This window comes from Sandarakinorhabdus limnophila DSM 17366, assembly GCF_000420765.1.
In the GTDB taxonomy this organism is placed as follows: Bacteria; Pseudomonadota; Alphaproteobacteria; order Sphingomonadales; family Sphingomonadaceae; genus Sandarakinorhabdus; species Sandarakinorhabdus limnophila.
Genome location: NZ_ATVO01000007.1, coordinates 209,888 through 226,512 on the forward strand (window position 1 = coordinate 209,888; position 16,625 = coordinate 226,512).

Annotated in this window: 5 protein-coding genes; 4 read left to right on the plus strand and 1 reads right to left on the minus strand. The window is 57.8% G+C overall.

Annotation, left to right across the window (positions count from 1 at the left end):
- Positions 1–8 precede the first annotated feature (8 nt).
- Positions 9–332 (plus strand): hypothetical protein, encoded by a 324-nt coding sequence (locus G566_RS15455; RefSeq protein ID WP_156874501.1) that lies wholly within the window; start codon positions 9–11, stop codon positions 330–332.
- Positions 333–448: 116 nt separating this feature from the next.
- Here G566_RS15455 and G566_RS0110555 read toward each other — a convergent pair whose 3' ends face one another.
- Positions 449–1,072: a TetR/AcrR family transcriptional regulator gene (locus G566_RS0110555; RefSeq protein WP_156874502.1), complete on the minus strand. Its 624-nt coding sequence runs from the start codon at positions 1,070–1,072 to the stop codon at positions 449–451.
- Positions 1,073–1,430: 358 nt separating this feature from the next.
- Between G566_RS0110555 and G566_RS0110560 the strand changes: the two genes are divergently transcribed.
- The 3 genes from G566_RS0110560 to G566_RS0110570 form a co-directional block, all read left to right on the plus strand.
- Entirely contained in the window at positions 1,431–2,183 is a 753-nt protein-coding gene (locus G566_RS0110560) for a SapC family protein (RefSeq protein WP_022680639.1), read from the plus strand.
- A 30-nt stretch (positions 2,184–2,213) separates the two neighbouring features.
- A complete protein-coding gene (locus G566_RS0110565; protein ID WP_084706851.1) occupies positions 2,214–3,833 on the plus strand; it encodes a ShlB/FhaC/HecB family hemolysin secretion/activation protein in 1,620 nt (539 codons plus the stop codon).
- The coding region (locus G566_RS0110570) for a filamentous hemagglutinin N-terminal domain-containing protein (protein WP_022680641.1) at positions 3,806–16,625 on the plus strand (12,820 nt) is incomplete at its 3' end. The genes G566_RS0110565 and G566_RS0110570, both read left to right, overlap by 28 nt.

Genomic DNA, 16,625 nt, shown 5'->3' on the forward strand with positions numbered 1-16,625 from the left:
GCAAGACCATGCACGCATTACCACGGCCGGGCTTCCAGCATGCAGCAGCAAGGGCGGTCATTCTTCTGGCGGTGATCGTTGCGGGACCGGCACGTACTGCACCCGTTCAAACCGACGACAGCGCCTATACGCGTTACGAATTGCTGGTGCCGGCGTCTCACAAGTTCCGCATTATATGCGACATCACCGCCACGAGCGCGGGGGCAATGGCCTATTGTAATACCATCCGCACCGGCAGCATCGCCACCGATCCTCGAGAAACGGACTCTACTCAAAAATGGCGCCAATTCAGGGGTGCACGTCAATCTGCCGGGGTTAACCCCGGCAGATGAAGGCCGGAAACTGACATTATGCGCGGATACAAAACCGGGGGACCCTCAGGTGGCTATGCACTAACAATCAACGTGGACCAATCGGTGGGGGCCGGTCAGATCCTTACGCCGCATATTCATCCGCCCGCGACATCCGGTGGCACGCAGGGGCCATTAGGGTACGGGGACAGGAGGTGCGACAAAAGCGTCTCAACAACGGCACTAGAATTCGCCACAGAGAGCTTCTGCTTCACGCGAAGGGTTTGCCAGGCTTCAAGGCTCAGCGCGACATCGATTGCTTCCAACAATGGCTGCTGATTTGATATCTCAGGGGGCAGGGCACGGGTGAGCCGTGAACGCATGGATGAAATATAGGCCTCGTAAATGGCCTGCAGGGTGGGCGATGAGTGTCGATGCGCCTCTGATGCACGTTGGAAAGGCATAAACAGCTCAAACATAGCCAGCCGTCGGTTCATAATCTCGTATATTTGGCCTTGCCAATCGCTGCTTTTGAGGGCGGTCGGGACAATCGCTAGCGGCTTCGCGAGTTCGAGGGTAATTAATTGAATAAGCCCTTCCATGTTTTTGAAGTGGCGGAACACCGAACGTCGACCGATGTTGGCGCGCACTGCAATTTCTTCAGCCGTGGGATTTATGTTTTCCTCACGCATAAGCTCGATCGCAGCATGGACGATCCGACGACGCGTCTCTGAGGCGCGCTTATGATGCCCATTGATCTTCTGATGAAATGGACTGGGCAAGATGCTTCTCGCGTAAATTAAAGTAAATTGTTACGTATAAAGCTGACATTTTCCTTTAAAATCTTCTGATGCGAGCCGCCAACACCGTCAATTTTTGGATATACTCCAATGTTCGGTTTGGCCGCTAACTGCTGCTGTTTGGAATACGCCACATATTAACCTATAATACGCAATTTTTTCGAAAAAATTTGACACTGTCAAGTGCCAAATAGCTCTTGACGGCAAAATGAACGTCTCATAAAAGATAATTCCTTTGAGTGCCAAGTTTTAATAGTTATCTTTAAGTTATGTAGTGTTAAAATTTACTCTCAGTTAACTTTTTATCATAACTGTTCCATTTTTTAAGGTTGGTCATTCGGTGGATATATTAAAGAAACAGGAAATCCAGGCTCTCCCGCTGTTCTACAAGCAGCTGGTGGCGCTGAACTCGAACGTCCATGCCGCCTCGCGTGCTCGCACAACGGACAAGGCGTCTTGGTTGATTAAGCAGCATGCGGTTCCGCTGATGACCGATGAATTCGTAAAGGCGCAGCGCAGCTACCCGATCATTTTCTCCGCATCAGAAAAGCCTTTTCCTTTGGCTTTGATGGGGTTGAACGAAGGTGTGAATGCGTTCCTCGACGCTGAGGGCGGATTTGAGCCAAGCCTTTATATTCCCGCCTATGTGCGTCGTTACCCGTTCCTGCTGGCTCGGCTGGATCCGAAGGGTGATGATCTTTCTCTGTGCTTTGACCCCACATCGAATTTGGTTGGCACCTTTGACGAGGGCGACGCCTTGTTCTCGGGGGAAGAGCCATCTGATCGGTGCAAATCGATCCTGAATTTCTGCGAGCAATTCGAAATTGCCAGCCGGCAGACCGCCGCATTTGTTGAGATGCTGGAAAAGCATGACCTGCTGTCGGACGGCGAATTCACTGTGAAGCGTGACGGGGACGGACAGTCCTCTGTCTACCGTGGCTTCAAGATGGTTACCGAAGCGAAGTTGAAGGCTGTTTCACCGCAGATTCTGGCTGAACTCAACGAGAGCGGAGCGCTGGGGTTGATCCATCTTCATCAGGCGTCGTTGGGGCTCATTACAGAAATCTATACACGTCAGACCAAGGCGGCCTGAAGCGTGACGAAGTTCCCGCTAACTGATTGAATGTATTCGTTGAAAGGTCTGCCTGTGCGTACGATATTGGATAAATTATCCGTGGCTGTTTCGGGTGGGCTGCTGATGCTCGCAGGAGCATCAGCAGCCTTTGCGCAAACACAGCCCAATGATGCCGGCGCACAGGTGCTCCGCCAGGTTGAGCCGCCTGCTATACCGAAGCGGGCGGTGAAGCCGCGCAAGGCGATCACCGTCGCCGAGCCTCAACAGGCCTCGGGCGCAAAGGTCGGCGTCCAGAGTTTTGTCTTTGAAGGGAACAGCCTTCTGAAGGCCGCTGATCTTGCTGCGCCGCTTCAGCGTTTTGTGGGCCAGGAGCTTACTCTGGCTGAACTCAACTATGCCGCGGATTTGGTCGGGAAGCTCTATCAGGAGCGCGGCTTTTTTGCCCGCGTGGTCCTTCCCACGCAGGATGTGTTGAACGGGATCGTGCGGATCCAGGTTGTGGAAAGTCGGCTTGATCGTATTGAAATCGATCCTTCGGCAGCCGGCGGGCATGACGATCGCGTGCGCGCCTATGTCGGGGCAGGGCTAAAGCAGGGCGACCCTTTGGACTTGCGCAGGATCGAGCGCGGCACTCTTCTGGTCAACCAATTGCCGGGCGGCTCGATTCGCACGCTTCTGCGTGCAGGGTCGGCGGAGGCCACATCTTCTGTTGTGGTGTTATCCGAGCTTCGTCAGGATCAGAGCTTCAGTGCGGTGATCGATAACGCCGGGTCGGCGCGTTCTGGCCAGCAGCGGTTGCTCCTGAGTGCCAATTTGCATCCGATTGTGGCGTTTGGCGATGATCTGGCACTGTTGGCTCTCGCTTCGCCGGGAGTGCAATATGGGCGTGCCGCCTATAATCTGCCGATCGGCACCAGTGGACTTTCGGCGAACCTCGCAGTGTCGGGGCTGCACTACGACCTCCTGAAAACGCCGGTTTCAATCAAAGGCAACAGCGCGGCCGCAATTGTGGGTCTGCGTTACCCCTTGGTGCTCCAGTCCGACCGCGCAGTCCAATTGAGTATCGAAGGGGGCTATCGCCGGTTTTCGGACCAAGTGGAAACATTGGTCAACAACCGATCCCTGGCTTACGGGTCGATCGCGCTTGATGTGAGCCAAGCCGATGCGTTTCTTGCCGGCGGCAGTTCCGCGCTTGGCGTAAGCCTTGTGGCCGGTCAAGCCAGTCGCGATGGCGGCTTTGGTCGGGTTTCAGCCTATCTTCAGCGTCGCCAACAACTGACAATGCGCGATGCGTTGTCCCTGCGCATCACCGGACAGATAGGCTCAAACAAGCTCGACCCATCGCAATTCCTGATGGTCAATGGTTCGAACGGTGTCATGGCCGCCAGCAATGATGATGACGTCTCGGGACGTTCTGGTGTGGTTGGTCGCGCCACGTTCGAGCATCGGTTCGCGCCGGTGCTCAGAGTTTCGGCCTTTTACGATTTTGGCAAAGTGTACGGCGTCGCGGCAAACCGCCCGAGCCTGCTGCAGGGCGTTGGTGTCGGGGCAGCTTTGCAAGTTGCGCGGGTGTTGCTGATCGATGCGTCGGTTGCGCACCCGATAAACTCGCCGGCCTCTTTCAATGACAGAACAAAGGCGTGGATCAGCGCCAGGGTGGCATTCTGATTTTTGAGAAAAATATGCTGCAATCGAATTTTGTAGAGAACCCGGCGCCCGCTCGGGCGTTCGGGCTGAAGCGAGCGTTCCTGGCCAATAGCGCGCTTTCGCTCATCCTGGTTTCCCCTGTTGCGGCACAAAACTTGCCCTCGGGCGGGGTCGTTGCGTCTGGCGGGGCGGTTATTTCGCAGACCGGATCGGCGATGAACATCGTTCAATCGACCCACAAGGCCGTGGTCAATTGGCAGTCGTTTGATATTTCTGCCGGTTCGAGCGTAAAATTCACATTGCCCGACAGCGCGTCGATTACGCTGAACCGGGTCGTTGGCGATGACCCCAGCAAGATTTTTGGTTCGTTGACATCGAACGGGCAGATTTTCCTGCTCAACCCGAATGGTGTGTTGTTTGGCGCTACCAGCCGTATCAATGCGGCCGGAATTGTCGCCAGCACGCTTTCATTGTCGGATGATGATTTCAACGCCGGTCGCTACGTCTTCAAGAAGAATGGCTCTGAAGCTGCCGTTACCAATGAAGGTGAGATTGTTGTAACCGGCTATGCCGCGTTGCTGGCGTCAACCGTGCGCAACGAGGGTCTCATTTCGGCCCGCATGGGCACAGTCGCGCTTGCAGGCGGCGATGTGCTGACGCTTGATTTGGCCGGCAACAGCCTCGTGTCGGTGCAGGTTGATGCCGCTGTGGTTGATCAGCTGGTTGAAAACCGTGGCATGATTGCAGCCCAGGATGGGCGGGTTATCATGACCTTGTCATCCGAACGCAGGCTGGTGGACAGCGCCATCGCTTCAAAGCTGCAGCAGGCTCAGGCGATCGTCGTTTCCGGCAATGGCCGAACCAACCGGATTGTCGCCGGCGGTCAAATTGAGGCAGCTTCGGTCAAGATTGAAGGCGGCATCACCGGCCGCGTTGAAGCAAGTGGTTCTGTTTCCGTACAGAACCTGTCCGGACTTGGTGGGCAGATCGACATCACCGGTGGCGATTTGGTCATCGCTGATACCGCCAAAATCGACGCGTCCGGCCGTTCCGGTGGCGGCGCGATCAACATTGGTGGCGGCTTCCAGGGGGCAGACGCAGGCCTTCTTAATGCCCGCACCACAGTGGTTGCAGCGGGTGCTTCAATCTCTGCCGACGCATTGAACGCCGGTGACGGCGGCAAGGTGGTCGTGTGGTCGGACAAGGCAACGCGCTACGCGGGCAATATTTCCGCGCGTGGTGGCGTGGCCGGCGGGAATGGCGGCTTTGCAGAAGTTTCCGGCAAGCAATGGCTCGATTTCACTGGCTCAGTCGATCTGCGAGCTGCTGCGGGCGAGACGGGCACGCTGCTTCTGGATCCCTATGATCTGACGATCCAGGCGACTGGTACGGACACGGGTGTAACAGGCACTAACGCCTCGGCCACCGGATCCATCCTCACCGTCTCAACGATACGAAGCCTACTTGAAACCAGCAATGTCGTTGTGACCACTGGATCAACCGGCGAAGAGAGCGGAAACATCACGGTCGCCAGCGATATCAGCTGGGTCACCTCCAATGACCTGACGCTGCGGGCCGCAAACAATGTGGTCATCAATGCCAATATTCTGGCTCTGTCCGGCGCCCTAACGCTTGAAGCTGGCCGAACGGCGGATGGCTCAAGCGCAACGGCCTCGGGTTCGGTGTCGCTCAACGCGGCCAACAATATCCGCCTGCTTTCCAAGGGGCTAACCGTCAGTGCTGTAAGTGGCATTGCGCTCAGCGGGTATGTTGAATCCAAGACGCTTGCGACGCTGACCACGTCGGCCACCAACAGTAATGTCGCTGCTTCAAATGCGTCCAATATCTTCTCTTCAGGGGTCACCGCCACTTCTGGGAGTAGTGGATCGATCAATCTGAAGGGCACTGGCAATACCGAACTCAAAGCGATCACTGCCGGTACGGGTGGCGCGACCATCGAAGTGGCGGGGAGCGTCACCAGCACTTCGGCCTTTACTTCGCAAGGTTCGGCGTCAATTACTAGTTCCGTAGGCTCTGACGGCAACATTGATTTGACTGGCGCCTTTTCGGTCGCCGGCAACGTGACGCTTTCTGCTGATAAGCCCGGCTTTATCCGGATCAACAACATTACCCGCGACACCATGTTCAGCACGGTGACGGGCGGCGGAGCTATTACGCTAACCAGCGCGGCGAATGCCATTACGCTCGGCGTGAGTGCGCAGGCAATTACGGGGCAGGGTGGCGACGCCGGCCAGGCCAGCGGTCTGGTATCGATTTCAGCAACTGCTGTGAATATTGCTACGTCAATTGTTACCCAGGGCGGCAATGTTAGCATCACGTCAACCAGTGGAGCCGTCACTGCGGCCGCTGGTGCGAACATAACCACTACGGCCATTGCGAACACAGGCACGACTTCGGGTTCGGTTACTGTCGCTGGTGCAGCCGGGGTTACGCTGAACAACGTTACGACCACCGGCGCGGCGAACGACGTGGCCGATGGTAGTAACGCGGCGACAGTGAACATCAGCTCCTCGGGCGGCAACGTTTCGGTCGGCGCCATTACGACATCGGGTGGCCAACCGCAGCGCGACGACACGCCTGGCGCCGGTGGCACCGGGCTCGACAACGGCGGTAACTCTGCTTCGATTACGTTGAGCACGACTGGCGCCAACCGGACCATCCTGCGCGGTAACCTGACCGCCATTGGCGGTGAGTTCAGCGGCACCAGCGTCGCGGCGCAGGGCCTTGGCGGCAACATCACGGCAAGTGGCCGCGTTACGCTCAGCGAGCACGTCACAATCGATACGGGCGCGACGACCGGTTACATCTTCCTTCTCGGGACAGTGGACTCGGAATCCGCGTCGGCGCTGAAGGCGCTGACCCTTCGGGCGGGTGCAGGTAACGTACGCCTCGGCGGTGGGGTTGGCCAGACTGCTGCGCTCTACTCACTGGATGTAACTTCGGCAGTCACAACTGATATTCTTGCAAACCTTAAAACAGACGGCACCACCAGCATCGGCGGCCGGACAACGGGTGTCCGCATCGCGACGACATCCAAGCTTAACATCGGGAATGTATTAACGCAGGCCGATAATACGCCGGTTGTTATCGATACCAGCGGCGGAAACGGCGAGTTCACGCTCAACAATGGCGTCGCCAGCCCGATCAATACGGAATTGCATGCGCCCGTCACGTTCACGCGCGGCACCGGGGCGATCAGCCTCAATTCGACGCTCTTCAGCAGGACAGGCGAATTCAACAATCTGAGCTTTAACACAGCCAGTGGTTCGGGTGGCGCTGTTACGATCGTCAGCACCATTGGCGGCGGCACGTCGGGCAGCGCGACCGCACTTGGCGACATCTCCCTCTCCAGCGTCAGCAACCTGAGTTTCGCAGGCAGCATCTCGGCCAAGAGCCTTGTGTCGTTGGGCGGCAGCGGATCGATGGCCCTCGCAACAAATGGCAGCGCCGTCCAATTTTATAGCGGCGCAAGCGGCTACCAGCTCTCTTCAAGTTCTGGCTCGGCCCTGTCCGTCAACATGAACGTGACGCTTACGCAGAGCGGCGCGCCAGTGTCGGTGTCGGCAACAGGCGCCACTACGCAACTGACGATCAGCGGCACAACGACGACCGCTGGCGGGGCAGTGACGATTTCAACCAAGGGGCTGCTGTCGGCGACGCAAAACAACAGCAGCATCCTGACCTCCAACGGGGCGATCACGCTCACGGGCCTTGGCGGCATTGATAACCAGTCCAATCAGTCTACCAGCGTTTACAATGCCGGGTCAGGTAAGATCCGGATGTTTGGCGGTGGTAATACCATCACGCAATATGCGCTCCTGTCGACGACCAATGCCGATACAAATGGCACGCCGGCGGTTCTCATCACCGATGCTGGCGCGGTCAATCTCTCTACCGTTAACATCAATAACGGCACTCTGGGCCTCGGCACCCTTCAGGTGGGCATTGTCGACTCCGACGTCGCCGTTGCGCCCGCGCAAAGCGTTAGCGCCGGCGGGTCTTTGACATTGCTGCACAGCGGACTGCGCCTGCGGACGAGCCAGGCGCTGAAATTAAAATTTACAGGCGATGAGACGACCAACAGTTTTGTCATCACCGGCACCGATGCTAGCGGTAATGCGCAGTCTGAAACCGTGTCTGGCACCTCTGCCGGCAGCGTGACGTCGACCAAGACCTACAAGACGATTAACAGCGTTGTGGCCACAAATGCGACAGCGGCGAATGTCTCTGTCGGGCTTGCGGCATCCGACAAAATTTCGGGTGCGTTTTCTCAGGCTGATGTCTTTATCCAGACAGATAAAATAGATATCGCCAATTTGAGCATATCGTCTGCAAGCTCGATTTCTATCACCTCGACAGCCAACAAAATTGACACGCTCGGTGATTTCGATGTGGGCAGCAGTCTGACCGTGAGAGCTGTGGGCCACACGGCGGGTATGGCGCTGACGGGCAATGTGACGGCAACGACGATCGATATCGCAACTGGTAATGGCGCCCTTATTCTCGGCAATTTCAATATTACGTCGACCGCGGGTAATGTGACGCTAACCGGTCTCGGGGTTACTCAAGGCGTCTCATCAAATGTTACGTCAACAAATCAAGTTATTATCTATGGATATGACTATAACAATGCGAACAACCGCGGTATTATTGATTTAAAAGGCAACATATTTGCCGGCAATACGTCGGCTTCGTCGGTTTTAATTCACGGCGGCGGATCTAGTACTATTCTTGGAAATGTCACGGCGGGCACTTTAGCTTCGCGCGGCGGGCTCGTTATCGGCGACGACTCACATTATAACGTTCCAAGCACGGGGCACAGTTTTTGGAACTGGTTCGGGGGTAGCGTCTCTCAGAATTCTGGAACGGCCTTAAAGGTCGGCCAGGTTACGCTCAGGGCGCGCGATGGAACCACCGGCAACATCACGCTGACCAATCCGAATAATGAGTTCCGTCAAATTGACCGCGTCGTGCGATATGGGTCATTCTCACTCTTCGATGCCGACACAGAAGGTAACAATCTGAACAAGTCTGGTCGGCTCGATGAGGGCACGACCAGTAATGCCATTAGAATCGCGACGCAGGGTTCGTTGAACGTCGCCTCCAATACAAATGGCAACACGGTTGTGCTGGAAGGATCTTCCATAACATCCGATGGCAACATAAATTCGTTGGCAGGAAATCTCATACTCCGCGCCCGAGGCGGAAACATTACATTTTCGGGCGGCACGCAGCAGTCCTCAAGTAATTCCAATACTTATTTAATTCAGAATTCTAATAACGTTCAGCTGGGTTACCAGGTCACTTTCGGTTCGCTGCAATTCGGCTCTGATGCGGTTACGACAGCGGTTTCTGCAAGCCAGGCTGTCGCCGATGCAGGCGGTGCGGTCACGATCAATGGCAGCGCGGCCGCCAGCAACGTGGCGACATCATCAACAGGCAACCGCATTGTCATCACGAGCGCCGCGGATGATAGCGCGCGCACCTTTACTGTGACCGGCACCGACATGTTTGGCCGTGCCTTGACCGAAACGATTACGGGCGCGAATGCTGCTGCGGCATCGGGCAGCAAATATTTTGCGACTGTGACCGCTGTTTCGGCGGGCGCTGGTGCAGCCTCCACCGTGGCCGTTGGTTGGGCGACAGAAAATGTTGCCGGTAACGTCACCCAGCAGAACGATGTCGACGTGGTGGCGCTTACTGGCAAAGTTGGCGGGTCGATCACGCTGGACCGGTCAGGCAGCAGCTTTACTTCCGTTACGAATTTGACCGCCGGCGGTGCTTTAAGTCTTCGGACGGATAACACACTTACCGTTTCAGGTGCGCTCGCCTCGACAACGGGTGCCCTTACCCTGATGAGCAACAACACGCAGACCGTGAGTTCGACAGGTTCGGTGACGGCGGCTGGCAATGTTACGATGACAACGACATCGCAGGGCATCTCAATTGCCGGCGCGGTGACGTCAACAACCGGTACGGTCTTCATAAAGGCTAACACTGGCCTCACAGTCGCCAACACCGGCAGTGTGACGACCACTGCGGCCTCCAAGGACATAACTTTACAGGCGGCAGAAGGCGGTAATACCAATACGCTGAGCGTTCAGGGAGCAATTTCCGCGACAGGGAATGCTTTCGTACAGAGCTGGGGCCATCTTGATAACTCCGGCCTCGGGACGGTCACCGCAACCGGGTCCGTGACGCTGGAAAGCGGAAAGAACCAGTCGACTGTAGCGCAAAACTTTCGAAACATGACCCTTGGCGCGGCTATCAACGCTGGCGGCACCATCACCGGGGCGGCATACGGCACCCTTACGCTGACAGGCGCAATGACCTCTGGCGGCAATATCTTGCTGACCAGTGGCCTCTTTTATCAGAATCCGACAACGTTCAACGGCCAGGCGATGAACATCAACGGGGCGGTCACGTCGACCGCGACGGCTGGAACGGTCACGTTTCATGCAGGGGGCGCCTTCTCCAATAACGCAGCCGGTCTTATTACTGCTTCTGGCGCGCAAGGTGGCGTGGCGATCACAGCTGGCAAGGGCGTCAACCTTGTCGCTGCGAGCAGCACATATGACCTTACGCTGAGTGGCAATATCACGTCGGGCACGGGCGGCATTCAGTTCCATGCAAGCAAGGCCATAACTCAATCCGGTGCTTCGGTGCTGACGTCAACGGGCGCTGTTTCGGGGCAAAGCGCCGCCGGTGCGGCCGGCGGAGCGGCCACGGCTCCAGCCGCGCGTGCGTCGGTGACTTTCAACAACAACAACAACGTCGCCTCAGTTGGTCCCTTCTATGTCGCGACAGGCATCGCAGCCACGCCTGCAACCTTTACCTTCCGCAATGTGGCTGGCCTTCTGCTATCGGGTGACATCAAGACGTCTGACGGCGCAATTACGCTGACGGCTGTCAACGGTGCGCTTAACCTTGCCGGCTTTGGGGTTTCAGCGGGCGAACTTGCCACGGCGGGCAGCAACATTGTCCTGTCTGGCCGTGGCATCACTCAGAGCGGCGGCACCATTAGTGCAACCGGCTCCCTCAACGGTACTACGCCGAGCAATGGCACCAACGGTGGTACCATCTTGCTGACGGGTAGTGACGGCACAGCGGCTGGCGCGATCACCCTATCTGGTACGTTGGCAACGGCTAACACAACATCGACCGCGATCACGGTGCGCGGGACCACCGCGCTGATGCTGCCGAATGTCACGACGGCGGGCGGCCTTATCCTCGGCGATAACAGCTTTGCGATCACTGGCAATGTCACGCAGGCACAGAATTCGGTCATTCAAACGGCGTTACTGAACATCGGGACGGTGACTACCGCCGTCGGCGGGTCGGTCGTGCTGGCGAACCAGAACAAGATCGACACCCTGAACCTGTCCAACGTCACCAACGTCGAGGGCACGCAGTATGACCTCGACATTGCCGACACGACGGGCGGCCTCACCATTGCGGGTGCGCAGACGAGCACGGGCGGCATTCGCATCGCAACCGCGAAGAGCACGGGCGCTGTGGGCACCCTTGTAATTGGCACGCACAACATAACGGCAAGCGGCGACATCTTTCTCGGAGGGGAAACGATTAGCCAATCCTCCGGATCAAGCATCAATGCTGATGGCAGTGGCGTCTCTACCATGGGTGGAACGATCACCGTCAGTGGCGGTGGTGGTACGAATGCCATTACGCTTGGCGGCACTATCACGACGGACAGCAATTCAGAGTCTGCAATCGTCTTGCGTAGCGCCGCCAACGCAACGCTTAACATTGTCAGCGCTGTAGCTGGCGGCGTATCTTTGGGCGTAAGCGGCGGCGCGCTTTCTGGCGCGGTGACGCAGAGCGCGGGCACGGGCATCATCTCGGCGGCAACGCTATACGGCAATGCAGGCAGTGTCGTTGCCACCAACACCCGTGTCGACAATCTGGGTGCGTTTACCACCACGGGCGCGCTGACCATTTCGGACAAAGGCGGCGCGGGCGGCGCCGCGGCCGGCCTTACCCTCATAGGAAACGTCACCGCCGGCGCCGGCTCGCAGATCGAAACCACCGATGGCGAACTGCGTCTAGTCGGAACCACGGTGAATGCCGCGGGGGTTGACCTGGTCCTGAAGGGCATTGGCGTAAGCCAGACCTCTGCATCCAAAGTCTTTGCCACGACCGCGCAAGTTACGGGCGGAACGGGCAGCATTGACCTGTCAAGCATGCTCAACGATTTTACGGGGCAGGTGACGCTCACGGCTACAGGCGCAGCAGCCTCTATCGGTGACATTAACGGCCTGAGCCTGAACTCGTTGACCGGAAAGCTCGCTGTCACCACGTCAATCACCGCTATTGCGGGCACGCAGCTTGTGCTGACGCCAGAAAATCTGACAACGACCTCTGGAAATATTTACTTCCAGTCAAAGGACGGCAACCTAACGACGCCGGGGACGCTGACCACGACAACGGGCAACGTCACGCTAATCGGCAATTTCGTCACCGGCTCCAACGGGACAGTTCAGGTCAACCAGACCATTACCACCGGCTCGGGTGCGGTTACAGTTAATGCCGACAAAGAAGTAATCCTGTCGAAGAGCGTGCTTTCGACAAGCGGGAACATGACTGTTTCTGGCGCTACGGTCACGCACTCCACGGGTTCACTCAATGACATTCTCTATCTGCGGACTGGCTCTGCGGGTAGCATCAATGTCACAGCCAGCGGGACTGGCGGCCTCGTGATGGGTCAATACTTCTATTACGAGGCCGGCACGGGTGCGATAAACGTCACATCGGGCGGCACGGTTGACCTTTCCAACATGACGAGCTCCGGCGTGTTGACCGTCAGCGCCGTTGGTCAGGTCCAACAGGTTGGCCTTGGCTCTTCCATCTCGGTCAACGCCCTAAGCGTTAAGACCCGCAACAACGGCTCTATTTCGCTCGCGAACATGTCGAATAACGCGGCGTATGTTAAGCTCTTGTCGCGCAATGCGGCCGATACAGCGGCCGGCAGCGGTGCAATCAGCTATTTTGACACCAACGGGATGTCTGTCAGCCAGATCCAGTCGGCAGGCACTGTGACGCTCACGTCGGGCGGTGTTATTGATACCGACGCCACAAATGTGCTCGGCAGCGGTTTGGTCGAAGCAACCAATCTGACGATAAAGACGCTTTCCAATGCTGGTGCCGGCGTCATCCTGACGAATGCCAGCAATGATATAGGCACGCTCAATGTGTCGGTACGCAACGCAGCCGACACCGCCGCCGCAGGCAGCACGGCCACTGAAAATACCACAACCGGTACGGGCGGGGCTGTTCGGGTAAGCGACACAAACGGCTTTATTGTTGGCTCATTGCAGACGGGCGCATCCGCGGTCCTGTTGGCTGGCGATGCTGTCACGCAGACCGGCGCCATCATTGTTTCAAAGCTTGGCCTTAGCGGGGCAGGCAGGTTCACGCTAAACTTGGCCAACGCGCAGAGCGCACCGCTGAACCAGATCTCAACCTTCGCGTCGTCGGCAACGGGTGCGGTCGTCCTGACGACCAACACTGCACTTACGATTGGCGCGGTAAACCCGACCGGCATCACCACGGGTGGCGCGCTCATCACCATTACCGCGCCAAGCATTAACGCTAGCAGCACGACGATCGATACGCGTAGTTCGTCCAACGTCGTAACATCCGGCGTTGTCACACTGACCACCACCGGCACCGGGAGTGCTGGAAACCTTGTTGTGGGCAATATCATCACGACAGGCGCGAGCGCGGCTGCGAGCAGTGACGGGCAGGGCGGCAATGCCGGCAACATTACGCTCACAGCATCCGGCAGCTCTTTAACCGTTTCCGGCGCGATTGGTGCGCGTGCAGGCGCGGCAGACGGCTCTGGGGCTGCGGGCATTGACGGGACGGTCAAGTTAATCGCTAGCGCTGGCCAGGTGCTCCAAGCCAATGGCTCTGGAACAAACGCCATTAATGCGGGCGGTCTTCTGGTCGATGCCGGGCTCGCTGTAACCCTGCTTGACACCGGCAATAACATTAGTCGCCTGTCCGCTCGAGTTTTGGGTACTGGCGAAGAGTTTAAGTTTGCCAGCTCAAACGCCTTCGCCATCAATGGCGGTACGGCAGCAAATCTGGGCTGGACTGGGCTTGCAACGAGCGGTGGCAATATCACGCTTTTGGCAACTGGGGCCGCAACTGTCCTTGAAAATATTTCGACGCGCGGCGGCAGCTTTACCGCGGTCAATCTCGCCAGCCTCGGTTCCTCGTCAGCCGACATTTCGACGGCGGGCGATGTTACTTACGCGTCGGGTGCCTATAAAGCAGGCGGCGCAATCTCCATCCAGACGACCGGGGCCCTGACAACGGGCGCCGTAACTTCTGCTGGCGATACAGCAGCGAGCAGCGCCACGGGTAACTCAATCTCGTTGGTTGCTGGCGGCACCCTTACATCTGGTGCGCTGACCAGCAAGGGGGCAGGCGCTGCGGCTGGCAATGTCTCGCTCCAGGGCGCCCTTATCCGCATGGCAGGCAATATAAATGCTGGCGTTGATCAAGGCACGAGTGCGACTTCGGGCGGAAATGTGAGCTTCACAGGGCCAGTTGTGCTCACCAATTCAGACCGGACGATCACAACCGGCGTCGGCAACGGCTCGATCACTTTCGGCAGCACGTTGAACAGTGATAGCGCAGCGCGTAATCTCAGCATGACGGCCGGCACTGGCAGTATCAGTTTTGGCGGCAACGTGGGCACGACCGCCGCGCTTAATAGCTTGGCGGTGTCTTCGGCCAACAATGTCACCTTCTCTGGAAATGTGGCCGCGGCAGGCTTTGTGCAATCGGCAGGAACCGGAACGTCGCTGTTCTCGGGGACAACTACCCTCAGCGGAGCATTCTTATTTACCGGCAACGAGCTGACCATTAATGGTCCGCTTTCAAGTACCGCTGCGATGACTGTAGTCAATGCCGGAACGTTTACTACCAGCGCCGATGGCGACCTGATCGCGGCTGGTGGTTTAAGCCAGACCGGTGCTGGATCGAGCCGTATCGCCGGGGACATTACCACCACGGCCAGCAATATCAGTTTTGCTACGCCTGTGGTTGTTACTGGCAATGTTGCGATGGGTTCGGCTAACGGCAACATCAATTTTGTCGGCCTGCTCGACGGCGATGGCAGCGCTACGCCAGCATCCCTGACGCTCGGCTCTGGAACCGGAAACGTCACCTTCAGCACCAAGGTTGGTTCGCTGGCCATGCTTGGCGCGCTTGGCGTTAATACGACCGGCCTGGCCAGTGCTACCGACACCATCCAGGTAGGTTCGTTTGCAATCAACGCCGCATCGACCCTGCCTGCCGGCTCGGCCACGCTACTAGCAAATGTGACTACCGCGACAACCCAAGTGTATAATACTGCGCTGAATGTCGGAGCCAATATCAACCTCACAGGCACGCAGATTACCACGGGTGGCACCGTCAGCGGCGGCGGCAATTTCGCCCTGACGATCACTGGCAATGCTGTGCTGGGTAACGCAAGCGATACACTCGACAACATCACCGGCCTGCAGGCGCTCACCGTGACGGGCACCACGCTAATCAATACCGGCGTGATCACGACCCGCGGCGGGCAGACATATACCGGCAACGCGACGCTCGGCAACGCCACAGCTCTGTCTACAACCGACAATGGTACAGTGCTGTTTTCCGGCACGGTAAATGGCGCCAAGAACCTGACTATTAGCACCGGCAGTGGCAACGTGACGCTGACTGGTGCGGTTGGCGGGACTACGCGCCTCGGGTCGCTGACCCTCGTGAGCACTGGCGCGACGACCTTCGGCTCGAGCGTTAAGGCTGCCTCGCTGTCGGCTAGCAACAGCGGCACCGTCTTCGTCGGCGGTGACATCGATACAACTGGTGCGCAAGGCTACAACGGATCGCTGGTCCTTAATGCCGATGCAGTTTTAGTCGGTACCAATATTTCCTTCGGTCAGATGATCGACAGTGATGCGGCATTGACTAAGCGTGCGCTTACGGTGACCGGCAGCGGTGCGACGACCTTTGCGGGGGCCGTTGGCGGTACAACTGCGCTTGCTTCTTTGACGGTCAATGGCGGCGGCACCGCGCTGTTGAACGGCAGCGGCGTAACCACCAGTGGCGCGCAGAGTTATGCCGATGTCGTAACCGTGGGCGCCTCCACCATACTGACCGGCACGGACATTTCCTTCGGTCAGACAATCGATGGCGGCGTTACCGCTGGCGCACTGACGGTCACCGGCAGTGGCGCGAAGACTTTTACGGGCGCCATCGGAAGCACAGTAGCGCTTGCTTCGCTTAAGGTTGATGGCGGTGGCACGGCGCTGTTTAACGGCGGGACTGTGATCACCAGTGGCGCTCAGAGCTACGTTGATGCTCTGACCCTAGGCGCTGCAACTGTTCTGACAACTAGCAACGGGGCCGTCAGCTTTGGTTCGACGTTGAACTCGGCTGCAGCTCTTGTAGCGACCCCTGCGACCTTGACGATTACGGCGGGCACGGGCGATGTGAGCTTTGCTGGCATTGTTGGTGGTGCAGCTTACACCGGTTCTGACACGGGCGCCTTGGGCGCTGTGACGCTGGTTTCGGCGAAGGATGTCACCATTGGCGCAGCCTTTAAGGCTGCTAGCCTGGCGCAAAGCGCGGGTACTGGCCTCACGACCATTAATGGCGCGACCTCGCTGACGGGTGCCCTTGCGTTCACGGGCACAGGCTTGACGGTCAATGCTGCGGTGACGGCGGGCGGCGCGGTTACGGTTGCAAACTCGGGCATCTTTACCACTATTGCTG

Excerpts from the sequence above, each read along its gene's own strand:
- G566_RS15455 (WP_156874501.1), top strand. The coding sequence starts at position 9 with ATGCACGCATTACCACGGCCGGGCTTCCAGCATGCAGCAGCAAGGGCG.
- G566_RS0110565 (WP_084706851.1), top strand. The coding sequence starts at position 2,214 with ATGTATTCGTTGAAAGGTCTGCCTGTGCGTACGATATTGGATAAATTA.